Origin of the sequence: Pseudostreptobacillus hongkongensis (assembly GCF_001559795.1) — a bacterium.
GTDB lineage: Bacteria > Fusobacteriota > Fusobacteriia > Fusobacteriales > Leptotrichiaceae > Pseudostreptobacillus > Pseudostreptobacillus hongkongensis.
Genome location: NZ_LOHY01000122.1, coordinates 1 through 4824, shown reverse-complemented (window position 1 = coordinate 4824; position 4824 = coordinate 1). Strand labels below are relative to the sequence as shown.

Below are 4824 nucleotides of genomic sequence, written 5' to 3'. Positions count from 1 at the left end.
TTATTTTTTTCAAATTTCCGTATATATTTATATGTACTAATTATACCATAAAGATATTTAAAAATCTATAAAGTTTTCACTTGAACTTCCTTTATTTTTACTTTATTAACTTGATTTATAAGTAATAATATATTAGAATATGTGTAAAAAAGTAAAAGGAGAATTGTTAATGGAAATATGTAAAGAAAAACAAACTGAAATTGATGAGATTTATAGAAAGTCTAAAAAAGAAATAGATGCAGCAATAAAAGGGTATGCAGATACTATGAATTTTGAAGAAAAGGATTATTTTGCAGAAATAGCATTTTGTATATTAACTCCACAAAGTAAAGCAAGAAATGCTTGGAGTGCAATAACTAAATTAAAAGAAAATGGCTTACTTTACACTGGAAATAGTGAAGAAATTGTAGAGTATTTAAATGTAGTAAGATTTAAAAATAATAAATCTAGATATTTAGTTGAATTAAGAAATTTAATGACAAGAAATGGAAAACTTGATAGTAAAAATATTCTTAAAGAAATAGGGGATGTATATGAAAAAAGAAACTGGATTCTTAAGAATGTAAAAGGTATGGGGTTAAAAGAAGCTGCTCATGTTTTAAGAAATCTTGGGTATGGTAGATATTTAGCTATACTTGATAGACATGTTTTAAAAAATTTAAAAGAACTAGGGGTTATTGATGAAATACCCAAATCTTTAACAAAAAATAAGTACTTTGAAATAGAAAAATTAATGATAGCATATTCAGAAAAAGTGAATATTCCAATGGATGCTTTAGATCTTGTATTTTGGAGTCAACAAGCAGGAGAAGTGTTCAAATAAACAAAAAGAGACGTGAGTCTCTTTTTATTCTATATATTTATTTTTTGAAAAATGAAGATAGTGCATCTTTAGCATCTGAAATAACTGTTTTAGCACCCTCAATAACATTTTTTAAACCTTCGTTTATATTATTTAATAATTCTTCACTATTAAATCCTTTAAAGTAGTTAAGCAAAGTGTTTTTATATTCATTAAATTCTTCATTTGAAATTTGTTTATTTGCTAAAAGATTAGTAATCTTGTTATATAGTTTTTTAAATTCATCTGTAGCAAGTTTTATATTTTCTTTTCCTTCTGTAGCAATCTTTGTAAAATCTATATTTTTTAAAGTTTCTTTTACTTGTTCAAAATCTTTATTAAAATCTTCTTTACTATACATAAAACCTCCTATTTATACATTTCATTTATTTTTTCTTGTAATTCTTCATCTTCTATATACTCATCAAAATCAATCTCTTTATATATTAATCCTTTAGGAGTTATTTCTATAATCTTATTAGCTATAGTTTGAATAAATTCATGATCGTGAGTAGTAAATAGTATAGTACCATTAAACTTACTTAATCCTTTATTAAGTGATGTTATAGATTCTAAATCAAGATGATCAGTAGGGCTATCAAGTATTAGAACATTAGCACCACTTAACATCATTTTAGCTAACATACATCTAACTTTTTCACCACCAGATAGAACTTTGGCTTCTTTTCTAGCATCATCACCAGAAAATAGCATTCTACCTAAAAATCCTCTAACATATTCTTCATGTTGATCTTTAGAATATTGTCTTAACCAATCTATTAATGTTAAATCAACATTTTCAAAGTATTCACTATTATCTTTAGGGAAATAGCTTTGAGTTGTAGTCATACCCCATTCATAACTTCCACTATCAGGAGTAAGTTCACCAGCTAATATTTGGAAAAGGGTAGTTTTAGCTATATCATTTCTTGAAAGTATAGCAACCTTATCATTAGTATTTATAGTAAAGCTAATATTATCTAATACTAATTCACCATCAACAGTTTTAGAAAGATTTTCAACCTTAAGCATGTTATTACCAGCTTCTCTTTCAGATTTGAAATCAACATATGGATATTTTCTGTTTGAAACTTGCATATCCTCTAATTGTAATTTTTCTAATTGTTTTTTTCTACTTGTAGCTTGTTTAGATTTTGATGCATTAGCAGAAAAACGTGCAATAAATTCTTGTAATTCTTTTCTTTTTTGTTCAACTTTTTTATTTTGATTTCTAAGCAATTCTTGCATTAATTGAGATGATTCATACCAGAAATTATAGTTTCCAACAAATATTTTTATTTTACCATAATCTATATCAGCTATATGAGTACATACTTTGTTTAAAAAGTGTCTATCATGAGAAACTATTAAAACAGTAGTATTATCTAGATCCATTATAAAGTTTTCAAGCCAGTTGACTGCTTTTAAATCAAGTCCATTAGTAGGCTCATCTAATAATAGTATATCTGGATTACCGAATAAACTTTGAGCAAGAAGAACTTTAACTTTTTCAGGCTCAGTTAATTCTTTCATATATTTTTCATGTAATTCTGGGTTTATTCCAAGACCTGTTAGTAATTTTTCAGCATTAGTTTCAGCTTCCCAACCATCAAGATCAGCAAATTCACCCTCAAGCTCACTTATTTTTATACCATCTTCATCAGTAAATTCAGTTTTTGAATAAATTTCATTTTTTTCAAGTATTATTTGGTAAAGTCTTTCATGTCCCATTATTACAACATCAAGAACTTTATCTTCTTCATGAGCGAAGTGATCTTGTTTTAAAAATGATATTCTTTTGTTTTTATCTATGATAATATCTCCACTTGTAGATTCAACATCACCTGTAATAACTTTTAAAAATGTAGACTTACCAGCACCATTTGCACCGATTATACCATAGCAATTTCCTTCAGTAAATTTAATATTAACATCTTCAAATAATTTTCTACCACCATATTGAACAGTTAAATTACTAGTTGTAATCATTTTACTCCTTTCATTTTATACAATATATTATCTAATTATATCATAAAACATAAAATTTAAATAGTTGATTTTAGTATTTTTTTGTTGTAGAATAAAATAAAAATAATATGAGGTGATAAATATGGCTATTCCAATTCAGGAAGGATTTAAGTTTATAAAAGGGGATATTAAGGTACATCCTACTACTAATGTAAAGTTAGAATATATAGTTAAATCAGATGCAGTTTGTGTAACTATTTTTGATGAAAAATTAGAAAAAGTTTTACTTGTTGAACAGTATAGACCAGGAGTAGATGGAAATATGTTTGAAAATGTAGCTGGAATGATAGATCCAGGAGAAGATCCATTTGATGCTATGAAAAGAGAGTTAAAAGAAGAAACAGGATATTCTTTTGATGATTTAGACTGTGTGGTTGAACATAAAACTCCTATACTTACAACACCATATGCAACAGAAAAACTATACTATTACGCTGCAAGATTAAAATCAAATGATATTGAACCACGTGATACAAACTTTGATGAAGGAGAAGATATTATATCTCACTGGATTAAATTAGATGAAATAGATAACTATTTATCTGATATTAAAACTCTATTTTCTATTAGTTATTTCTTACCTATTATTAAAAGTATGAAAGAGGCGTAATGGAATTTTTAATATATATATTTTTAGTGTTTTTGAGCTACTATATATATGGTTTTGTTATTAAACTTATAGGGAAGTATAACGATAAAAATGAAAAATTAGAAGGTTATACTAAAGATTTTATTCTTACTAAAAGAGCTCTATTTTTAGAAAAAGAAATATTAATAGATGTATCTAAAATAACTATGATACATATAGGAACATTATCAGTTGTAACAAGAGGAGAATATCCTGGTATTTCAAAATTAACACTTAATATTTTTATGGGTAATAATATGATATATATGGCTAAAAAAGAAAATATATTTAAATTTCTTAAAAATATTAGAGCTTATGATGATAACTTATTTGAAAGATTAATTTCAAAAACAGTATTAGTTATACCACCTATAAGAATGACTTTAGAACGTGAGTTGGATAATTTTAATGAATAAAGAAATTATTTTAGGTTATGAAGTAGAAAGAAAAAGAGTTAAGAATATAAATTTAAGAGTAAGATCAGATGGTAGCGTATATATTTCTGTTCCTTTAAATATTGATGAATATAGTATAATTAGATATATAGAATCAAAAAAAGACTGGATAGAAAAAAGTAAGAAAAAAATTGATGAATTTAAGAAAAATAAAGTTGAAGAAACATATACTAATGATAGTAGAATAAAATTTATGGGAAGAAGCTATACTTTAAAAGTAATAAAAGCAACATATAATCAGTTAGTATTTGAGGAAAATAAGTTCATCCTTTATACAGATACAGAAGAATTTGAAAAAAGAAAAAGAATAGTAGAAAAGTTTTATTATGATGAATCTAAAAAACTTTTTACTAAAAGGATAGATTTTTGGAAAAATATTATGGAAGAAGAAGTTGATAGATTAATCTTTAAGAATATTAAGAGTAAATGGGGTTATTGTCAACCGGCTAAAAAATTGATAGCTTTAAATATACAACTTATTAAAAGAAGTCCATTTGAAATTGATTATGTAATAGTTCATGAACTTGCACATTTAAAGCATCCAGATCATAGTAAAAATTTCTATAGACATGTAGAGAAATTTATAAAAAATTACAAAGAAGCAGAAAATCTTTTGAAATACATCTAAATGGTGTATTTTTTAGGTTCTTCACAAATATTTAAGGTATAATTTTAATATTAAATGTATTATTTAAAAGTAGATATAAACAAATATATAAAAATAATATATTGAATTTTCTTAGATTATTTTAGGTTTTTAAAAGATATTAAATAATGATATAATAAAATAAAATATAACAAAAAAGTGAATGGAGATAATTAATGGTAGAAAACGAAGTAATACAAAGAGCAGAATTGCAAAGAAAAATATG

At 24.8% G+C, this 4824-nt stretch carries 6 protein-coding genes; 4 read left to right on the top strand and 2 right to left on the bottom strand.

Going from position 1 to position 4824, the window contains the following annotated elements:
- Positions 1–169 precede the first annotated feature (169 nt).
- Positions 170–823, top strand: a complete 654-nt coding sequence (locus AYC59_RS06340; protein WP_066896543.1) for an N-glycosylase/DNA lyase — start codon at positions 170–172, stop codon at positions 821–823.
- A 37-nt stretch (positions 824–860) separates the two neighbouring features.
- On the opposite strand, the gene AYC59_RS06335 is transcribed toward AYC59_RS06340, so the two are convergent.
- Positions 861–1202: a hypothetical protein gene (locus AYC59_RS06335; RefSeq protein ID WP_066896540.1), complete on the bottom strand. Its 342-nt coding sequence runs from the start codon at positions 1200–1202 to the stop codon at positions 861–863.
- Between the two features lie 8 nt (positions 1203–1210).
- Positions 1211–2830 (bottom strand): ABC-F family ATP-binding cassette domain-containing protein, encoded by a 1620-nt coding sequence (locus AYC59_RS06330; protein WP_066896537.1) that lies wholly within the window; start codon positions 2828–2830, stop codon positions 1211–1213.
- Positions 2831–2951: 121 nt separating this feature from the next.
- Between AYC59_RS06330 and AYC59_RS06325 the strand changes: the two genes are divergently transcribed.
- Genes AYC59_RS06325 through AYC59_RS06315 form a run of 3 tightly spaced genes read left to right on the top strand, consistent with a single transcriptional unit; the run spans position 2952 to position 4580 of the window.
- Positions 2952–3479: an NUDIX hydrolase gene (locus AYC59_RS06325; protein WP_066896534.1), complete on the top strand. Its 528-nt coding sequence runs from the start codon at positions 2952–2954 to the stop codon at positions 3477–3479.
- On the top strand, positions 3479–3913 hold the full coding sequence (locus AYC59_RS06320; RefSeq protein ID WP_066896531.1) for a hypothetical protein: 435 nt from the start codon (positions 3479–3481) through the stop codon (positions 3911–3913). Before AYC59_RS06325 ends, AYC59_RS06320 begins: the two co-directional genes overlap by 1 nt.
- Positions 3906–4580 (top strand): M48 family metallopeptidase, encoded by a 675-nt coding sequence (locus AYC59_RS06315; protein WP_066896529.1) that lies wholly within the window; start codon positions 3906–3908, stop codon positions 4578–4580. The genes AYC59_RS06320 and AYC59_RS06315 overlap by 8 nt, the downstream gene beginning before the upstream one ends.
- The last annotated feature ends 244 nt before the right edge of the window (positions 4581–4824 follow it).

Coding starts and splice junctions, on each gene's coding strand:
- AYC59_RS06340 (WP_066896543.1), top strand. CDS start 170: ATGGAAATATGTAAAGAAAAACAAACTGAAATTGATGAGATTTATAGA.
- AYC59_RS06335 (WP_066896540.1), bottom strand. CDS start 1,202: ATGTATAGTAAAGAAGATTTTAATAAAGATTTTGAACAAGTAAAAGAA.
- AYC59_RS06330 (WP_066896537.1), bottom strand. CDS start 2,830: ATGATTACAACTAGTAATTTAACTGTTCAATATGGTGGTAGAAAATTA.
- AYC59_RS06325 (WP_066896534.1), top strand. CDS start 2,952: ATGGCTATTCCAATTCAGGAAGGATTTAAGTTTATAAAAGGGGATATT.
- AYC59_RS06320 (WP_066896531.1), top strand. CDS start 3,479: ATGGAATTTTTAATATATATATTTTTAGTGTTTTTGAGCTACTATATA.
- AYC59_RS06315 (WP_066896529.1), top strand. CDS start 3,906: ATGAATAAAGAAATTATTTTAGGTTATGAAGTAGAAAGAAAAAGAGTT.